The sequence below is a fragment of the Streptomyces sp. NPDC002403 genome (genome assembly GCF_053593015.1).
This window is the reverse complement of the sequence record NZ_JBSFBQ010000003.1, coordinates 188,883-204,993: the sequence shown is the minus strand read 5'-3', so window position 1 is coordinate 204,993 and position 16,111 is coordinate 188,883. Positions and strand designations below refer to the sequence as shown.

Annotated in this window: 15 protein-coding genes, 2 pseudogenes and 1 riboswitch; of the genes and pseudogenes, 12 read left to right on the top strand and 5 right to left on the bottom strand. The window is 72.4% G+C overall.

The annotated features are described in order from the left end of the window. The first annotated feature begins 132 nt into the window (after positions 1–132). Complete coding sequence (locus ACWCPY_RS05560) at positions 133–1,236, top strand: PLP-dependent cysteine synthase family protein (protein ID WP_451263024.1); 1,104 nt, start codon at positions 133–135, stop codon at positions 1,234–1,236. Beyond that, positions 1,233–2,510, top strand: coding sequence for an MFS transporter (locus tag ACWCPY_RS05555; protein ID WP_451263023.1), 1,278 nt, complete (start codon positions 1,233–1,235; stop codon positions 2,508–2,510). Before ACWCPY_RS05560 ends, ACWCPY_RS05555 begins: the two co-directional genes overlap by 4 nt. Before the next feature lie 22 nt (positions 2,511–2,532). On the opposite strand, the gene ACWCPY_RS05550 is transcribed toward ACWCPY_RS05555, so the two are convergent. Next, positions 2,533–3,045, bottom strand: coding sequence for an NUDIX hydrolase (locus ACWCPY_RS05550; protein WP_451263022.1), 513 nt, complete (start codon positions 3,043–3,045; stop codon positions 2,533–2,535). Between the two features lie 105 nt (positions 3,046–3,150). Further along, positions 3,151–4,116, bottom strand: a complete 966-nt coding sequence (locus tag ACWCPY_RS05545; protein WP_451263021.1) for a pirin family protein — start codon at positions 4,114–4,116, stop codon at positions 3,151–3,153. A 178-nt stretch (positions 4,117–4,294) separates the two neighbouring features. Here ACWCPY_RS05545 and ACWCPY_RS05540 point away from each other — a divergent pair. Continuing rightward, positions 4,295–4,642 (top strand): annotated as a pseudogene (locus ACWCPY_RS05540) (tetratricopeptide repeat protein); the annotation flags it as partial. A gap of 183 nt (positions 4,643–4,825) precedes the next feature. Continuing rightward, complete coding sequence (locus ACWCPY_RS05535; protein ID WP_451263019.1) at positions 4,826–5,332, top strand: GNAT family N-acetyltransferase; 507 nt, start codon at positions 4,826–4,828, stop codon at positions 5,330–5,332. Between the two features lie 82 nt (positions 5,333–5,414). On the opposite strand, the gene ACWCPY_RS05530 is transcribed toward ACWCPY_RS05535, so the two are convergent. Both ACWCPY_RS05530 and ACWCPY_RS05525 read right to left on the bottom strand, forming a co-directional pair. Next, the gene (locus ACWCPY_RS05530; RefSeq protein ID WP_451263017.1) at positions 5,415–6,188 is read right to left on the bottom strand and encodes a CbtA family protein; all 774 of its coding nucleotides are present in this window, start codon (positions 6,186–6,188) and stop codon (positions 5,415–5,417) included. A 27-nt stretch (positions 6,189–6,215) separates the two neighbouring features. Further along, a complete protein-coding gene (locus ACWCPY_RS05525; protein WP_072488467.1) occupies positions 6,216–6,434 on the bottom strand; it encodes a CbtB domain-containing protein in 219 nt (72 codons plus the stop codon). A gap of 3 nt (positions 6,435–6,437) precedes the next feature. Next, positions 6,438–6,586, bottom strand: a riboswitch (adenosylcobalamin (AdoCbl) riboswitch). Between the two features lie 107 nt (positions 6,587–6,693). Here ACWCPY_RS05525 and ACWCPY_RS05520 point away from each other — a divergent pair. The 8 genes and pseudogenes from ACWCPY_RS05520 (at position 6,694) to ACWCPY_RS05485 (ending at position 15,160) form a co-directional block, all read left to right on the top strand. Next, entirely contained in the window at positions 6,694–7,296 is a 603-nt protein-coding gene (locus ACWCPY_RS05520) for a histidine phosphatase family protein (RefSeq protein ID WP_451263016.1), read from the top strand. Positions 7,297–7,486: 190 nt separating this feature from the next. Next, positions 7,487–8,362 (top strand): annotated as a pseudogene (locus tag ACWCPY_RS05515) (glycoside hydrolase family 16 protein); the annotation flags it as partial. 138 nt (positions 8,363–8,500) lie between these two features. Continuing rightward, on the top strand, positions 8,501–9,562 hold the full coding sequence (locus ACWCPY_RS05510) for a GDSL-type esterase/lipase family protein (protein WP_451263015.1): 1,062 nt from the start codon (positions 8,501–8,503) through the stop codon (positions 9,560–9,562). Between the two features lie 73 nt (positions 9,563–9,635). Next, positions 9,636–10,943, top strand: coding sequence for an MFS transporter (locus tag ACWCPY_RS05505; protein ID WP_451263014.1), 1,308 nt, complete (start codon positions 9,636–9,638; stop codon positions 10,941–10,943). Further along, positions 10,930–12,114, top strand: a complete 1,185-nt coding sequence (locus ACWCPY_RS05500) for an acyltransferase family protein (protein ID WP_451263013.1) — start codon at positions 10,930–10,932, stop codon at positions 12,112–12,114. Before ACWCPY_RS05505 ends, ACWCPY_RS05500 begins: the two co-directional genes overlap by 14 nt. Before the next feature lie 30 nt (positions 12,115–12,144). Beyond that, entirely contained in the window at positions 12,145–13,155 is a 1,011-nt protein-coding gene (locus tag ACWCPY_RS05495) for an LLM class F420-dependent oxidoreductase (RefSeq protein WP_451263012.1), read from the top strand. Beyond that, positions 13,152–13,919: an alpha/beta hydrolase gene (locus ACWCPY_RS05490; protein ID WP_451263010.1), complete on the top strand. Its 768-nt coding sequence runs from the start codon at positions 13,152–13,154 to the stop codon at positions 13,917–13,919. The genes ACWCPY_RS05495 and ACWCPY_RS05490 overlap by 4 nt, the downstream gene beginning before the upstream one ends. Before the next feature lie 263 nt (positions 13,920–14,182). Further along, positions 14,183–15,160 (top strand): helix-turn-helix domain-containing protein, encoded by a 978-nt coding sequence (locus ACWCPY_RS05485; RefSeq protein ID WP_451263009.1) that lies wholly within the window; start codon positions 14,183–14,185, stop codon positions 15,158–15,160. Here the strand turns inward: ACWCPY_RS05485 and ACWCPY_RS05480 are convergent. Continuing rightward, positions 15,115–15,999, bottom strand: a complete 885-nt coding sequence (locus ACWCPY_RS05480) for an alpha/beta fold hydrolase (RefSeq protein ID WP_451263008.1) — start codon at positions 15,997–15,999, stop codon at positions 15,115–15,117. The genes ACWCPY_RS05485 and ACWCPY_RS05480 overlap by 46 nt on opposite strands. Positions 16,000–16,111: the final 112 nt, after the last annotated feature.

Sequence of the window (16,111 nt, the reverse complement as noted above, 5' to 3'; positions counted from 1 at the left end):
ACAGCCGCCCACCGGCCCCGTGCCGCCCCCGGCACGCGCCGGACCCGGTCCGGGCCGCTGTGTGTCCACGCCCTGATCCCCCGATGCCCCGACGGCCGCTGCCGGCCCGGGGCGAGGAGCCGTGACACCTTCATGAACATTCCCTCGTACGCCCCTGCCCCGATGTCCGCCCGGGGGCCCTCCGAGCTGGTGGGCCACACGCCGGTGCTGTGGATCGGTGAACCCTTCGCCGGGGTCGGGCGCGGTTTCTGGGCCAAGCTCGAAGGCACCAACCCGGGCGGCATCAAGGACCGCCCCGGCCTGCACATGGTGGCCCGCGCCCGGCAGCGCGGCGACCTGGCCGACGGCGCCCCGATCGTCGAGTCCTCCAGCGGCACCCTGGGGCTGGGCCTGTCCCTCGCCGGGATCACCTTCGGGCACCCGGTCACCGTGGTCACCGACCCCGGGCTCGAACCCGCAATCCGCCGGGCGCTGACCGCCTACGGCTCCCGCGTCGAGACCGTCACCACCGCGCACCCGACGGGCGGCTGGCAGCAGGCCCGGCGGGAGCGGGTGGCCGAACTGCTCGCCGGGACCCCCGGGGCGTGGTGCCCCGACCAGTACAACAACCCCGACAATGTGGCGGCCTACGCCCCGCTGGCCGCCGAACTCGTCGCCCAGCTGGGCCGCATCGACGTCCTGGTCGCCTCGGTCGGAACCGGCGGTCACTCCGCGGGAATCTCCACCGCGCTGCGCAGGACCTTCCCCGACCTGGCGCTGATCGGCGTGGACTCGACCGGTTCGACGATCTTCGGGCAACCGGCCGGACCACGCCTGATGCGCGGACTGGGCTCCAGCATCCACCCGGGCAATGTCGCCTACCCGGCCTTCACCGAGGTCCACTGGGTGGCCCCCGCCGAAGCCGTTCGCGCCTGCCGTTCACTGGCCCGTCACCACTACGCCTCGGGCGGCTGGAGCGTCGGGGCGGTCGCGCTGGTCGCCGGATGGGCGGCCCGCACCCGTCCCGCCGGGACGAGAATCGCAGCCATCTTCCCCGACGGGCCCCATCGCTATCTCGACACCATCTACAACGACGGCTGGTGCCACGGCCACAAGCTCCTGGACACCCCGGCCACGTCGCCGGACGAACCCGACGAGATCACCGACCCGGGCGAGCGCACCGTGACGTCCTGGACGCGGTGCCGAACGGTCAGCGGCCCGGCCGCCGTCCCTGCCGTGCTGGCGGGTGCCCGGTGAGGCGGCTGCGCGCCCAGGTGCGCTCCTTCGAGCCCGGCGTCCAGCTGCTGATGGTCAATCAGTTCGGCATCAACCTCGGCTTCTACATGCTCATGCCCTACCTCGCGGACCATCTCGCCCACGGACTGGGCCTGGCGGCGTGGGCGGTCGGCCTCGTCCTGGGCGTACGCAACCTCTCCCAGCAGGGCATGTTCTGGCTCGGCGGGACCCTGGCCGACCGGATCGGCCACAAGCCCGTGATCCTGGCCGGCTGTGCCCTGCGGACCGGTGCGTTCGCGCTGCTGGCCTTCGCCGACGACCTGCCCGCCCTGATCGCCGCCTCCGCCGCGACCGGGTTCGCCGGGGCCCTGTTCAATCCCGCTGTCCGCGCCTACATCGCGCAGGGCGCCGGAGAGCGCCGGGTGGAGGCGTTCGCCGCCTTCAACGTCTTCTACCAGGCGGGCATCCTGCTCGGCCCGCTCGCCGGGCTCGCCCTGCTCACCCTCGACTTCCCGGTGGTGTGCGGCGCCTCCGCGGCGGTGTTCGGGGTGCTGGCCGTCGTCCAGGCCCGTGCCCTCCCGGCGCGGCGTCCGGCGGCGGACCCGGAGCGTACGAGTGGATGGCGGGGCATCGCCACGGACTGGCGGACGATTCTCCGCAACCGGCCCTTCGTGCTGTTCTCCGCCGCGATGGCCGGCTCCTACCTGCTGGCCTTCCAGACGTACCTCGCCCTGCCCCTCCAGGCCCGCAGCCTCCTCGGCGACGGCAACGGCGCCGCGATGGGAGTGGTGTTCGCCGTCTCCGCGCTGGTCGCGGTCGCCGGCCAGCTCCGGCTCACCGACTGGGCCAGGAAGCGTCTGGACCCGCCGAAGGCGATCGCGCTCGGCCTGGCCGTGATGGGCGCCGCGTTCCTGCCGCTGATGCCCGGCCCGCACCACCGCGTCCACGGGCTGACCGCCGTACTCGGCCTCGGGAGCCTGGTGGTGTGCGCGGCACTGCTGGCGGCGGGCTCCGCGCTGCTGTACCCGTTCGAGATGGACACGCTGGTCCGCCTCTCGGGACAGCGGCTGACGGCCACGTACTACGGCGCCTACAGCACCGTGGCCGGCCTGGCCGTCGCGGTCGGGAATCCCGGCGTGGGCGCCCTGTTCGATCTGGCGGCCCGCGCCGGTGTCCCCTGGCTGCCGTGGACCGCGCTGGCCGCGCTCGGTCTCGCCTGCGCGGCCGCCCTGACCGGCCTGCGCCGCACCGGGCACCTGCGCCTCGTTCCCGCCACGGCACCGGCCGCGGCGTGAGCGCGCGGAGCCGGCCGGCCTCTCACGTCCCGCGTGTCCGGTCCGGGTCGTCCCGCACGGCCCGTGCGATCAGGTCGTGGATCAGGAACTCTCCCGGCGCGCGGTTCTCCTTCAGCCGCTCCAGGTCGCCGGGGCCGAACCAGCCGAAGGCGGAGTGCTTGGACCATTCCAGGTCGGGGTTGCCCAGGTCGCCGTCGACCTCGACGAGATAGTCCGCCTCGTGGCGGAGGCCGGCGCCGTCGTCCCCGGTCCAGGTGCTGGTGCCGAGGAACCGCCTCACACGGCGCAGGCGCCAGCCGGTCTCCTCCTCGATCTCGCGGGCGAGCGCGTCCAAGAGGGTCTCCCCGGGCTCGACATGGCCACCCTCGATGTCCCACGCATCGGGAAAGAGACGGCGGTGCGGGCTTCGCTTCTGGGCGAAGGCCGCACCGTCCTCGTCGAGCACGACCGCTCCGACGGTCCAGCGTGTCCCTGGCGCGGGAACGGGCACCTCGACGTCATCGTCCACGGTGAATGAACGGTTGTCCTCCGGCATGTCCGAGAGCGTAGGCCGGCCACTGGACCACAGCGCGGCCGCCCCTGTCCCCCGTGCCGAACGGCAGACCTGACGAGGCCCTGCCGACGGGATCGTCACCGCGGGTCAGCGCACCCGTCCCCGCGGCTTCAGGGCGACGGGCGGCAGTTCGGGAGCGGGCAGCCGGTCGCCGTCATAGCCCTTCACCTCACCGAAGCGGGAGGTCTCCATCCAGCCCTGCCTGGCCTCTTCGATCTCCTCGTGCGACCGCCCGATGAAGTTCCACCACATGACGAGCTCCTCCTCGAACGGCTCGCCGCCCAGGAGCATGAGGCCTGCGTCGGTGTCCGCGCGCAGTGGCAGCTCGGTACGGCCGCAGCCGAGGTAGAGCATGGAACCGGGGAGCACGGGCACTCCGTCGACCTCGGCCTGACCGGACATGGAGAGCACCGCGTACTCGAAGTCCGGGTCGAGCGGCAGTCGGGCCCCGGCTCCGGCGGTCAGGGCGATGTCGGCGCCGACGATCGGGGTGTACGTGGTGCCGGGCGAGGTGGTGCCGTCGAGTTCGCCGAGGATCAGGGTGGCGGTGAGGCCCGGCGCCGTGACGGCCGGCAGGTCGGTGTGATGCTGGAAGTGGGGCTCGACGTGGCGGTGGGCGTCGGGCAGTGCGACCCAGAGCTGGGCGCCGTGCAGAAACCTCGCGTGGGACTTCGGGCTCTCCTCGGAGTGGCTGATGGCCCGGCCGGAGGTCATCAGTCCCAGTTCGCGCGGACGGATCGTACGGAGACTGCCGAGGCTGTCCCGGTGCAGGACCTCGCCGTCGTGCAGCCAGCTGACCGTCTGCAGGCCCATGTGCGGGTGGGGCGGCACCTGCATCCCCGGTTCGCCCGCGATGTCGTCGGGGCCGTAATGATCGACGAAGGCCCAGGCGCCGACCATCCGGCGGCCCAGATTGGGCAGCAGCCTGCGGACCTCGGTGGACTCGCCCAGCCGGACACGGCGAGGGGTGAGGAGTTCGCGTACGGGCTCGGCGACGACGAAGCCCCGCCCCCCGCAGACGGAGGGTTCGGCCTGGCGATCGAGATTGCTCATGGCGCTCAACCTATTCCCGTGCGGGCCCGGGGGTGCCGGTACCCACGCCGACAATTTAGTGGAATATTCAACCACCAGGCCGTGTTGCGGCCATTGCACGACGACCGAGCGGCAGCTGGGTCGATGGCTGGACGGAGTCGGACGCGATCCGGGGACGGTCCATGAAGGAGGAGGTCAAGTGAGCGACACCTACTACGAGTTCGGCACGGCTGCCGACCGCTGGGACCGTGCGCAGATGTTCTTCGAGGCGAAGGAGTACATGTCGGCGGCCCGGATCCTGGAGGGGCTGGTCGAGGAGGTCCCGGAGCAGGTGTCGCCGCGTCTGCTGCTGGCCCGGACCTACTACCACTCGGCCCGGCTCGCGAAGGCCGAGGCGGAGCTGCGGGCGGTGCTGGAGCGCGACCCGGTGGAGCACTACGCGCGGCTGATGCTCGGGCGCACCCTTGAGCGCCAGGGCCGGAGCGCGGAGGCGGCCGGTCATCTGCGGATGGCGGCGGCGTTCTCCGGCGACTTCGGCTCCGGCTCCGGCTCCGGCTCCGGCTCCGACCAGGGCTCCGGCCCGCGTTCCGGCCGGGCGGTCTCCCGGGAGCCTTCGGCCGGGTGAGCCCCGGGCCGACCGGCAGCGCGTCCGGCCGGGTCCCTCTCGGACCCGGCCGGGCCGTTCAATTCGGATGCCGGCCACCCGCCCCCCGTGATACTTCACTCACTCATGACCGACCTCGGAACTCCTCGCCTCCTGCTCCACCTGATGAATGCCACCGATGCCCTGCGGGTGATGACCGGCACGCCGGGAGACGGCGCGCACTGGGCGCCCGGCTACCCGTCCCCGGGCGAGAGGGCCGCGGCCGAGCGCTTCCTCGACACCTGTGCGAGGAACGGTGATCCCAGCCCCTTCGGCTCGTACGAGATACGGCGCCGCGAGGACGGACAGGTGATCGGAGGGATGGGATTCCACGGCGCGCCGGACGAGAACGGGCACGTCACGATCGGCTACGGCCTCGTCCCCTCGGCCCAGGGGCTGGGTTACGCCTCCGAGGCCCTGCGCGCCCTGCTGCGGTTCGCCCGCGATCAGGGCGTGGGCTGCGTGCACGGTGACACCGATCTGGACAACATCGCGTCCCAGCGGGTCATGGAGGCCGTCGGCATGCACCTGGTGGGGGAGGACGAGAAGTTGAAGTACTACCGGATCGACTGGGGCCGGCAGGCCGAGGAGTGAACCGGCCCAACGGCTGGACCCCGCCGGGTGCCGGCTCCCGGCGGGGTCCAGGTCGTCGGACGGCCCGCATGCGGCGCGCCGGTCAGCCGGCCGCCGTGGCCGCCCGTTCCGCGCCGCTGTTCCCGGCCGTGACGGTGCCGGCTCCCGGTGCGAGAAGCCATTCCGTCAGATGACCGAAGACCAGGCCGAAGGTCACCCAGAGGGTGGCCTGCACGGCGAGGGTGCTCAGCCGGAACTCCCACAGCAGGGTGGCCGGGAAGTCCTTGCCGACCTCGTTGAACGAGGGCAGGAACGCGTAGGCGAGGCCGATCACCAGGACGTATCCGGCGGACGCCGCGATCGTCGCGTTCCAGTTGCCCAGACGGGGAGCCAGCCGTCTGCCGAGCATGACCGCGGCGACGGCCAGCAGCACGCTCAGGGCCACCATCAGGAAGAACAGAGCGGTACGCCGGCCGATGGTGTCGGGGTTGCCGACGGCCGGCGGGTTGGCCGGGTACTTCAGGAACGGCACGACGTACACCGTCAGCAGCGCCGCGCCCGCGATCAGTGCGGCCGTGGCCCGTGGGCCGAACCTGCCGATCCGGCCGAGGGCGTAGCAGAAGACAAGGGCGGCGATGCCGCCGATCGCCACACCGAAGACCAGCACACCGGTGGCGAGGCCGGCGGTGGACTGCATGGTGCGGCTGACCAGCTCCTCGCCGCCGTCGTGGTGATGACTGTGCGACTCCTCCAGGGCGATGGCCGCGTCCACACGCGACTCACCGAGGAAGAAGGCGACGAGCAGGGCGAGCACACCCGCGACGAGGCCGGCCAGCATGCCGCGCACGAGCAGGGCTCTGACAGATATGGAGTTCATGGGGCTTCCCCTGGATCGGACGGTACGTCAGTGGCAGGGGAAACCGAGGAGGTGGCGGCCGTCGTGGACCCACTCGTGGACACCTTCGCCGGAGATGACCGCGGTGGCGCCCTGCTCGGCGCCGACGAAGTACAGCAGTACGAGCATGAGGATGCCGAAGAAGACCGCCCAGGGGGCAATGGCCTTCAGGGAGATGGGGGTGATCGCCGGTACGGCGGTGGTGGCGGGGGCAGCGGTCTGTGCCATGGCAGAACCTCCTGAGGGAACACGCGTCCCGATCGTGGTGCCTGAGACGTGGGTGCTGGGTCTGACTTCCCGCACAGGTACGGGTTCACAGTGGCGCGACCGTGCCGGATTCTCACCGGACTTCCGTCACACCCACGTCATGTTGGCCGTGACCATACCGCTTGGGGACAGGTGCCGCCATGGTGCCGGCAACCGGGCCGGCCGGCCCTGATGCCATGGTGGGCACGGAGGGGCCGGAGTTCAGGGAGTTGACTGGGTCATGGCAGTACAGGTGATGTTGATCTCACCGGCGCTCAACGCCGCGCTGCGCGAGGCGCGCTTCGACGGCGACGCACCGCTCGACGCGGCCGGGGTCCGCCGGGCCCGGGCCGCCGCGGCGGCGGTGCCCGGGGCCGACCGGCTGCTGCGCGGACCGTCCGGGCGGTGCGCCGCGACCGCCGAGGCGCTGGGGCTGTGCGCCGAGGCCGAACCGGCTGTCCGTGGCTGGGACATGGGCCGGTGGAGCGGTCGACGGCTTGCCGCGGTGAGCGCGGCCGAGCCGGAGGGTGTGTCGGCCTGGCTGACCGATCCTTCGGCGGCTCCCCACGGCGGCGAGTCGCTGCTGGAGCTCTGCGCCCGGGCCGGGCGCTGGCTGGAGACACTGGCGTCCACCGAGGAGGTGGCGGGCGCGGAGGGTCGCCGCGTGCTGGGCGTCGTGGAGCCGGCGGTGGTGCGGGCCGTGATCGTGGGGGCGCTCGACCTGCCGCCGGAGGCGTTCTGGCGGCTGGATGTCGCCCCGCTGACGCTGACCGGACTCAGCGGGCGGTCCGGCCGGTGGAACCTGCGGTGCGGACAACCGCTGTCCCCGGCGCCGGCCGAATGATCCCGTCCGATCGTGTACGGACCCGCCGTTGGATCCAAGAACTGTGGTCCGTACCAAGGTCTTGACACGGTGTTGCTTCACTTCTTAAATCGCATACAGAACCAAGACCTCTCCCTGCTCCCCCCACAGCGGCCGCTTGTCAGTTTCATGACAATTACCGGCCGCTCCGTTCCGCACGGGAAGGACCCCCATGACCTCCCCCCATCTCCCCCGGCGCCTGCTCACGGCCGCGCTCTGCACACTCTCCGCGCTCGCCCTCGTCCCGGCCTCCTCCGGCCTCGCGGCCGGGGTGCCCGCACCCGGGCCGCGTACCGCCACGACGACGGCGGCCGCGACCTTCACCGACGACTTCGACGGCCCCGCGGGCTCCGCCGTGGACGGCGCCAAGTGGCAGATCGAGACCGGTGACAACGTCAACAACCACGAACGGCAGTACTACACGGCCGGGAACCGCAACGCGGCACTCGACGGCCAGGGCCATCTGGTCATCACCGCGCGCCGCGAGAACCCGAACAACTACCAGTGCTGGTACGGGACGTGCGAGTACACCTCGGCACGGCTGAACACCTCCGGCCGGTTCACCCAGACGTACGGGCACGTCGAGGCGAGGATGAAGGTGCCGCGCGGCCAGGGCATGTGGCCGGCGTTCTGGATGCTGGGCGACGACATCGGCCAGGTCGGCTGGCCGAACTCGGGCGAGATCGACGTCATGGAGAACGTGGGTTTCGAACCGTCCACGGTCCACGGCACGTTGCACGGCCCGGGCTACTCCGGCTCCGGCGGCATCGGCGCCGCGTACACCCTGCCCGGCGGCCAGGCGTTCGCCGACGACTTCCACACCTTCGCCGTCGACTGGGCACCCGGCTCGGTGACCTGGTCGGTGGACGGCAACGTCTACCAGCGCCGTACGCCCGCCGATCTGGGCGGCAACGCCTGGGTGTTCGACAAGCCCTTCTTCCTGATCCTCAACCTCGCGGTCGGCGGCTACTGGCCCGGTGACCCCGACGGCAGCACCGCCTTCCCGCAGCAGCTCGTCGTCGACCACGTGCGGGTCACCACCAGCGATCTCCGGCCGCCGGCCTGACCGTACCCCGCACCCCGGGCCGCCTGCCCTGCCGGTGAGTCCCGGTCACAGCATCCGCAACGACTGGTTGCGGCCGCCCCGCCCGCCGAGGATGGCGACCGACTCGGGGAGGTGGCGGGAATGACAGCCGAACGTGTGGTGGCCGGGGACGATCCGATGCTGCGGTTCCGCGGAGCGGTGTCGTTGCAGCACGGGCCGGGCTGGGTCGCGCCCTGGCGGGTGCCCCACCGGGAGGCGGAGCTGCATCTGCCGGAGGGTGGCATCGGCCGGGCCGCGATGCCCGCCGGGGTCCGGATCACACTGCGGACCGACAGCCGCGAGCTCGGCTGCCGCTACCGGGCCGATCCCGCACCACGGCTCAACGGGCCGCAGGAGCAACCCCGTCTGGACGTGGTGCGGGAGGGCAGGATCACCGACACCGTGGAACTGCGGTGCGACGGGAAGGACGCCGAGTTCCTGGTGTCCGGACTGCCGGGGCGGATGACCACCGTCGAGCTCTGGCTCCCCACGTACCACCAGTTCCGGCTGTGTGCCCTCGTCGTCGACGGGGAGGCGAACGTCGCGTACGACGACCGCGAACGCCCGCGCTGGGTCCACTACGGGAGCTCCATATCGCAGGGCAGGGGCGCCCGTTCACCCGCCGGGGCCTGGCCCGCGCTGGTGGCCGGGCGCGCCGGTCTCGATCTGACGTCCATCGCGCTCGGCGCGGCGTGCTGTCTCCAGCCGATGACGGCCCGGCTCATGCGGGACCTGCCCGCCGACCTGCTCACGGCCTGCGTCGGCATCAACATCCAGGCGCTCGGCAGCCACAGCCCGGCCGCCTTCAGCTCCGCACTGGTCGGTTTCGTGGCAACGGTCCGCGAGCGGCATCCGACGACACCGTTCGCCCTGATGTCGACGATCATCGCGCCGGACCGCGAGACGGTCCCCGGGCCCTCCGGTCTGACCGTCCGGGACTGCCGCACCCGCACCCGCGAGGCCGTCGGACTGCTGCGCAGGCACGGCGACATCGATCTCCACTACATCGACGGGCTCGATGTCTTCGGCCCGCGCGAGGCCGGACTGCTCCTGGAGCCCGAGGGGCTGGACCGGCTGCATCCGGGGCCCGCCGGGCATCCCGTCTTCGCCGAACGGTTCCTGGCGGCACTGCGCCGCAGCCTGTGTGTGCCAGTACCAGCATGAATCGGGATCTGGCTGCCGGCTGCCCGCAGCGGAACGATCGCCTCGTCAGACGCCGTCCGGCGAGAGGAATGCCGTGCCCGAGTCCACCCCACCCGTCGCCGACGGGACACCGCCCGCCCAGTCGCCGCCCGCCCGGGTGCCGTGGGTGACGTACACGGGTGTGTATCTGCTGTTGTTCCTGATCGGCACCGAGACGTTCCTGGTCTCGCCGCTGCTGCCGACCATCGCCGGTTCGGTCGGGGTCTCCGTGGCCGCCGCGGCGAGCACTGTCACCGCGTACACGCTGGTGTACGCCCTGACCGCGCCGTTCCTCGGCGCGGTGTCCGACCGGTTCGGCCGGCGTCCGACCGTTCTCGCGGGAACGCTGCTGTTCCTGCTGGGCAATGCCCTCGCGGCGGTGGCCGGGAATCTCACCGTGCTCGTCGTGGCCCGGGTGCTGGGGGCCCTGGGCGCGGCGCTGGCCGGGCCCTCGATCTGGGCCCATATCGCGGAGACGGCACCGGCGCCGGTCCGGGGCCGGGCCGTCGGGCTCGGGATGGCGCTCTTCTCCGCCGGTCAGGTGCTGGGCGTTCCCGCGGGCAGCTTCCTGGCCGGCTGGGGCGGCTGGCGGGCCTCGTTCTGGGCGTTGACCGCGCTGACCGCGGCGTCGGCGCCCCTGCTGCTCGCCCAGATCAAGGACCGGCCGGGCAAGGAGGCCGAGGCGGCGCCGCTTCGGTTCGCCGCGGTGTTCTCGGTCTGGCGCGACGGCGTGCTGCGGCACACCCTGATCGTCGTCTTCCTGCTGCAGGCCGCGAACCTCGGGGCGTACACCTTCCTCGGCTCGGCGCTCCACGACCGGTTCGGGCTCTCCGTCAACGAGCTGGGGCTGCTGGGCATTCTGGTCGGGGCGGGCAGTGCGCTCGGTTCGCTGGCCGCGGGCCGGATCGGGGACCGGGCGCGCGAGCGCGGCTCAGGTGACGCCTTGTGGATTCCGGTGTGGTGCCTGGTGCTGGGCGGTGCGGCGGTGCTGGCCGCGCTCGGGGCGAACTCGCTGCTGGCGTACGCGGCGGTGCTGGTGTGGTTCTTCGCGAGCGGTGCCTTCGGAACGCTCGTCCAGACACTGCTGGTGTCCTCGCGACCGGAGCTGGGGGCGACGTCCAGTTCCTGGAACAGCGCGACGCTGTACGCGGGTACGGCGGTCGGTGTCGCGGTGGCGGGTACCTTCGCGCACGCGGACACCGGCGCCGCGGTCGTCGGCGGCGGTCTCGCGGTGCTGGCCGGGCTGACCGCGCTGCCGCTGGTGGGCCGGCTGCGCCCGGTGCCGGCAGAGGGGGTCGCGCGGGCGGATTCCGCGCCGGCCGGTACCGGCACGAAGGAGGCGGCGGCCGATGGGCGTTCCTGACACCGGGCGCAACCGCGCCCTCCCGCTCGACGGGCTCCGCGCCGTGGCAGCCCTGCTGGTGATCGCCCTGCATGTGGGCATCTACACCGGCCAGGTCGCCTCCAGTTGGCTCGGCATCGGCGAGGCCGGGCCGCTCGGGCCGGTCATCTCCCGCTTCACGGTGGGGGTGCCGATCTTCTTCGTACTGTCCGGGCTGCTGCTGTACCGCCCCTTCGCCGACGCGGCCCGGAAGGGCGGTCCGCGTCCCTCCACCGTCCGCTATCTCCGCCACCGGGCGGTGCGCATCCTGCCCGCCTACTGGCTGGTCGCGCTGGTGTCGCTCGGGTGGTTCGGGCGGGACACCCTCGGTGCGCTCCGGCCCGCGCTGCGGACGTTCCTGCTGCTGCACATCTACGGCTCCGACCCGATACCGGCCGGCATCCCGCAGACCTGGAGCCTGGCGACCGAGGTGTCGTTCTACGCCATGCTCCCCCTGCTGGCCGTCGCGCTCCACCCCTTGCTGCGACGGGGCAGGACGGTGGTCGTGCTCGGTGTGCTGGGTGCCGTCGAGGCGGTGACGCTGCTGTCGGTGGTGCTCACCCATGTGCCGTCGGCCGGGGCCTATCCCCCGGCCCAGCTGTGGCTTCCCGAGTACGCCGGGTACTTCGCGGCGGGCATGACGCTGGCGGTCGTCGCCTCCCGGACCGCCGAGCCGCCCGCATTCGCCCGCAGGCCGTGGCTGTGCTGGGGAGTGGCGCTGCTCGCGTACGTCCTGGTGTCGACGCCGCTGACCGGGTCGACGCTGCGCTACCCGACGGTGGGCGAGGCGCTGCTGGAGCACGCGCTCTATCTCGTCGTCGCGGTGGGGTTGGTGGCGCCGCTGGCCCTGGGTCCGGCCCGGCCGGAGCGGGCGACGCCCGCCAGTCTGCTGTCCCGCCCGGTGCCCGCCTGGCTCGGGCAGATCTCGTACGGGCTGTTCCTCTGGCACATGGTCGTGGTCGAGGCCTGGCTCCGTACGACCGGCGAACGGGCAGGTTCGGCGGACTTCCTGGTGCTGTTCCCGGTCACCGTGGTGCTGTCCGTCGGATGCGCCGCGCTCAGCCACTACCTGGTCGAACGCCCGCTTCGCCGGCTGCGCGGCCGGACACCCGTGTCACGCGGGCGCCCGCTGCCCCGGCCCGCCGCAACCTGAGATCCGCGACCCACAGGAGTACGTACGCCCATGAACGCCGTCCGCTGGGGCATCAACCTGCCTCTGCCCTCCCGCGCCCTGGCCGATCACCGTCGCACCGTCGAGGCGCTCCCCGATCTCGGGTTCACCGACGTGTGGACCGGGGAGGGCGGAGGCATCGACGCCTTCACCCCGCTCGCCGCGGCAGCGGCCTGGCAGCCGGAGCTCCGTCTGGGTACGGGAGTGGTGCCGGTCTCCACACGCGGCCCCGGCATCCTCGCCCAGACCGCCGCAACCCTCTCCCAACTGGCCCAGGGCGAAGTGCTGTTGGGTGTCGGGGCCTCCGTACCGGCCCATACGACGGCGCTCAACGGCGGGGCGCACGACCGGCCGCTGGCCAGGGTCAGGGACACGGTCCGGTTCCTGAAGCGGGCGCTGCACGGGCTGCCGGTGGGCGATGCGTACGAGACGCTGTCGGCCCCCGGTTTCAGTCTCGGCTTCACCCCGTCCAGACCACCGAAGGTGCTGGTAGGGGCCCTGCGGCCGCGGATGCTCGGGGTGGCGTACGGGGACGGGGACGGGGCGGTCGTCAATCTCCTCACCGCCGAGGACGTACCGCGGGTGATCGCGGCCGGACGGGCGGAAGGAGGCGTGGACAGCTCGGACGGCGCCCCGCCGCCGGACAAGGAGACCGTGGTGAAGCTCTTCGTCTGCCCGACGCGCGACGTGGCGTACGCCAGGAGCGCGGGCCGCGGATTCCTCGGCTGGATCCTCAACCAGAAGCCCTATCACGCGTTCCACGAGTGGCTCGGGCGCGGGGAGTTGCTCAAGGAGTCGTACGAGGCCCATCTGGCCGGTGACCGTCACGGGGCCGCCGCCGCGCTGCCCGACCGCCTCGTCGACGCGCTGTGGCTGCACGGCGAGCCGGCCGCGCTGCGCGAACGGATCAGCGGTTTCCTCCACCCCGGGGTGACGACCCTGCTCCTCTACGTCGCACCGACACCCGAACTGTACGCACGGCCCGAGGCGCTGACCGGACTCCTCGCGGACCTGCGGGCATGACGGTCAACCGGTCCCTCGGCGGGCTGCCGGTGTTGTGCGTCCGGCCGCCCGTCGCGGGGGAGGGAACCGTGGTGCTGCAGCTGCACGGGGGCGGCTACCGGGCGGGATCCCCCGAGCCGAGCCGCCCGCTCGCCGACCGTCTCTCCCGTCTGACCGGTGCCGAAGTGATGGTGCCCGCCTATCGGTTGGCGCCCGCGCACCCGTTCCCCGCAGCCGTGGCGGACGGACTCGGCGCGTACGCGGATCTTCTGCGGGGCGGCGTTCCCGCCGGCCGGATCGCCGTCCTGGGCGAGTCGGCCGGCGGAGGACTGGCGCTCGCCGTGCTCCTGGAGGCACAGAAGGCCGGGCTGCCGATGCCGGCCGCCGCGGTGGGGCTGTCGCCGTGGCTGGATCTCACCCTGGAATCACCGGCGTTCGAGCGGTGCGCGGCCACCGATCCGGTGCTCGACCGCCCCTCGCTGCGGCATTCCGCCTCGCTCTACCTCGCGGGCGCCGACCCCCGTACCCCCGCCGCCTCACCGCTGTTCGCCGACGCGGCGGCGCTGGCCGCCCTGCCGCCCGTGCTGCTCCAGGCGAGCCGCGCGGAGGTGCTGGCGGACGACGCGGAACGCTTCGGCGCCCGGATGACGGCCGCGGGCGGCGACTGCCGGGTGGAGATGTGGGACGGGACGACGCACTGCTGGCAGCTGGCCGTGGACCGGCTGCCGGAGGCGGTGGCGGCCGTGGGATCTGTTGCGGAATTCTTAACGGAACATCTCGCCTGACGGACAACTCCCGAGAAACCGGACAGCGGTGGAGCGGGCACGGTTAAGCTGGCCCTTGAAAACCGCAGGATCGCGGAGAATCGGGGGGACGGCATGCAGCCGGGCGACGGAGTCATGAATTCCGGGCCGTGCGGACGGCGCCGGCGATGTAGGGGCGCACAGCAGCGCACCCACTGACCCCGCAATTTCCGCGAACATCCGGAAGGCCGTTTTCCATGAATGCATCCGCGAATACATCCCTGAATACGTCTGCGAACAGATCCGTGGGCTCCGCCGCGCAGACGGACACGCATCACGGCGAGGAAATCGGCGAGAGCCGTCAGTTCGCCAATTCCAAGGAGCTGGGGGCGTTTCTCCGCGCCCACCGCGAAAGACGCTCGCCGCGGGAGGTCGGCCTGCCCGACACCGGTCGGCGCCGCACGCCCGGTCTGCGCCGCGAGGAGGTCGCCGCGCTCTCGGGCGTCGGACTCGCCTGGTACACCTGGCTGGAGCAGGGCCGGGTGATCCCGTCCCGGAAGGTGCTGGAGGCGGTGGCACGCACACTCGGGCTGAACGCGGTGTCGTACCGCCATGTCCTGGCCCTGTCCGGGCTTCTGCCGCCCACTCCGGACGGCGCGGGTCACGACGAGGTGGCCGCCCGGGTGCAGAGCCTGCTGGACACGTGGGAGAACAGCCCGGCGGTACTGCTGGACTCGCGCTTCGACATCACCGCGTGGAACGAGGCGTACGCCGCCGTGTGGTCCGATCCGGCCGAGATCCCCGCCGAGCGCCGCAATCTGATGTGGTGCGTGGCCGGCAGCCCGGCGTTCCGTTCCACGCTGCTGGGCTGGGAGCCGGTGGCCCGCGCGGTGCTGGCCCACTTCCGGGGGCAGACCGCGCGGCTCGCCGCCACCGACCGTCGCACCCAGGAGATCTACGCGACCCTGCGCGAGGACTTCCCCGAGCTGGCCGAGTGGTGGGAGTGCCAGGGGGTCGGCGATCTGACGGCCCGCCGGATCTCGGTGCTGCTGCCCCGTCACGGCGGGCTCGACCTGCTGTTCTCCGCATTCCGCCCGGTGGACGACCCGGAGGCGCTGATCGTGGTGCAGGCACCGGTCGGTCCGGCCGACCGTGAGCTGGTGTCCCGGCTGGTGCGGGAGAGCCGCGGCACGGGCGCGGAGATCGTCCGGATCGGGCGGGACCGGGCGGCCGCCGGTCATCCGGTGGCGGCCTCGGCGAAGAAGGAGCGCAGCTCCGCGTAGGTCTCGGCGGGCGCTTCCTCGGGCAGGAAGTGCCCGCAGTCCAGCGCCCTCCCCCGCACGTCGTGCGCCCAGCGCCGCCACACGGCGAGTACGTCATGGCGCTGTTCGGTGTGCGAGCGTCTGCCCCACAGGGCGAGCACCGGCGCCTCGATGCGCCGCCCGGCCCGCAGATCCGCCCGGTCCTGCTCCAGGTCGGGGCCGAACATCGCCCGGTAGTCCTCGCACATCGCGTGCACGACGGCCGGGTCCGCGGCGGCGGCGCGGTAGGCGGCGAGCGCCTCGGGCGCGAACAGTCCGGCGTGCGCCCCGAAGAGGAACGTCTCCGGGTCGCCCGCGATCATCCGCTCCGCGACGGGATACGGCTGGGCCATGAGGAACCAGCGCCACAGTTGTCCGGCCCCCGTCGCGTCGACCGCGTCCAGCGCGTCCGCCGTCGGAACGACGTCGAGCACCGCGAGCCGGCCGACCCGTTCCGGATGGTCCAGGGCCAGCCGGTAGGCACACCGGGCACCCCGGTCGTGGCCGGCCACGTCGAAGCGGTCGAAGCCCAGCTCGCCCATCACCCGGACCAGATCGCCGGCCATGGCGCGCTTGTTGTACGGCGACGGCCCGTCGCCGGCCGGGGCGGTCCGCACGCTCTCCCCGTATCCCCGCAGATCGGTGGCCACGACGGTGAACTCCGTGGCCAGGAGGGGGGCCACGGCATGCCACATCACGTGTGTCTGCGGAAATCCGTGCAGCAGGAGCAGCGGTGGCCCCTCGCCCGCCCTGCGGACGCGTACGGGTCCGCCGTCGGCCCCGGCGACGGTCAGTGAATCGAATCCCTCGAACAGCACCATCGGTTCAGCGTAATCGGGTCCCAAGCAGTCGGGAATTCATTGCGGATGCTGTTATTCGCAGTCACAGGATGACCGGTGCACCGCCTCAATAATTGCCATTGACGGGATCGAA